Annotated in this window: 3 protein-coding genes; all 3 read left to right on the top strand. The window is 41.7% G+C overall.

Annotated features, from left to right (window positions below):
- The first annotated feature begins 155 nt into the window (after positions 1–155).
- Genes tnpA through DXA97_RS22530 form a run of 3 tightly spaced genes read left to right on the top strand, consistent with a single transcriptional unit; the run spans position 156 to position 1,676 of the window.
- The gene (gene tnpA, locus DXA97_RS19655; protein WP_118721454.1) at positions 156–596 is read left to right on the top strand and encodes an IS200/IS605 family transposase; all 441 of its coding nucleotides are present in this window, start codon (positions 156–158) and stop codon (positions 594–596) included.
- The gene (locus tag DXA97_RS22535) at positions 559–1,257 is read left to right on the top strand and encodes an RNA-guided endonuclease TnpB family protein (RefSeq protein ID WP_347561714.1); all 699 of its coding nucleotides are present in this window, start codon (positions 559–561) and stop codon (positions 1,255–1,257) included. Before tnpA ends, DXA97_RS22535 begins: the two co-directional genes overlap by 38 nt.
- A gap of 5 nt (positions 1,258–1,262) precedes the next feature.
- Entirely contained in the window at positions 1,263–1,676 is a 414-nt protein-coding gene (locus DXA97_RS22530) for a transposase (RefSeq protein WP_347561715.1), read from the top strand.
- Positions 1,677–1,821: the final 145 nt, after the last annotated feature.

Raw genomic sequence — 1,821 nt, 5'->3', positions numbered from 1 at the left:
TGCTTTTGATTCCTGATATGCAATAACTGGCATGATTCGATAGTGCACATATCTGTGCTGGCAGAAAAAGAACATACATTCGATAAGAATATAGACATATAGAGCAATATATGATAAAATATAATCAGTCGAAATAATAAGAAAGGCTGATTTCTATGAGAAAATTGGATAGTAATGCACATTCGGTATTTTTATTATATTACCATTTGATTCTGCTGGTAAAATACCGAAAAAAGGTTTTGAATGATCCGATTTCCAATCGGGCAAAAGAAATATTTGAGCATATTGCTCCGAACTATCACATTACCCTGGAAGAATGGAATCATGATCAGGACCATGTTCACATCATGTTCCGTGCTCATCCAAAATCGGAACTGAGTAAGTTTATCAATGCGTATAAAAGCGCAAGCAGCCGGCTGATTAAAAAGGAGTACCAGGAAGTCCGGCAAAAGCTATGGAAGGAAATGTTCTGGAGCCAGAGTTTTTGTCTGTTGAGTGCTGGAGGTGCCCCGATTGAGGTCATCCGTCAGTACATTGAAACACAGGGAGAGAGTAAAAGTGAACACCGTGTACCGTTTTCGGATTTATCCGAATAAACCACAAAGGGAATTATTTGCAAAGACATTTGGTTGTGTTCGTTTTGTTTATAACCGGATGCTTGCGGAGAAAAAAGCTTACTATGAGAAAACGGGAAAGAACTTAAGCGTGACACCGGCCAGATATAAATCCGAGTTTCCGTGGTTGAAGGAAGTAGACAGTCTGGCACTGTGCAATGCGCAGTTGCATTTGCAGACTGCATATAAAAATTTCTTTCGTGATGACTCAGTTGGTTTTCCGAAATTCAAATCAAAAAAGAAACCTGTGAGAAGTTATACAACCAATTGTGTGAATGGAAACATCGCCTTACAAAATGGAAAGTTAAAACTTCCAAAAGCTGGCTGGGTCCGCATCAGACAGCATCGGAAGATTGAGGAAGGTTACCAGTTGAAAGGTGCAACCATCACTCAGGAAGCAGATGAACGATACTATGTTGCTTTGTTATATTCCTGCGAGGAAGCGGTGAACGAAATCAGGAAAGCAGAATCCGCGATTGGTCTTGATTTTTCCATGAAAGAGTTATATGTGGATTCCAATGGAAATCGTGCGGCATATCCTCATTTTTTCTCAAAAGCCCAGAAGAAGCTGGCAAGGGAGCAGCGTAAACTGAGCACTGCGAACAGGGGAGTAACCGTTATAAAAAGCAAAAGAAGAAAGTAGCACGGATCCATACCCATATCGCACATAAGCGAAAGGATTTTTTGCATAAGGAGTCGAGGAAGATAGCCAATTCCTATGATATCGTGTGCATGGAAGATCTGAATATGAAAGAAATGAGCCAGGATATGTGTTTTGGAAAGCGTGTTCATGACAATGGCTGGGGAATGTTCACGGATTTTCTGGCATATAAAATGGAACGCGCCGGGAAGAAACTGGTCCGTATTGACCGCTGGTATCCCAGCTCCAAAACCTGCAGCTGCTGTGGAAACATAAAAGAGGATTTGCAATTGAGTGATCGCATTTATGAGTGTGCGTGCGGAAATCGAATGGACCGGGATCAAAACGCAGCAATCAATATATGCAGGGAAGGTATTCGAATATCTGGAATGATACTTGATACAGAAAAGAAAATCTCCTGATCCTTGCGGAAGAAATTCCATACTATCATAATGTCTAATAAAACCGTGGGACACACGGGGATAGCTCGCTTATGCTTTGCCCTATCGGGCAATCGAACGAGAAGCCCCCACTTCAGGCGCTAGCTAAGTGGTGGGAGTATGTCAC

The organism is Clostridium sp. OF09-36 (assembly GCF_003481985.1).
Lineage (GTDB): Bacteria > Bacillota > Clostridia > Lachnospirales > Lachnospiraceae > Brotaphodocola.
This window is presented reverse-complemented; position numbering and strand designations above follow the sequence as displayed.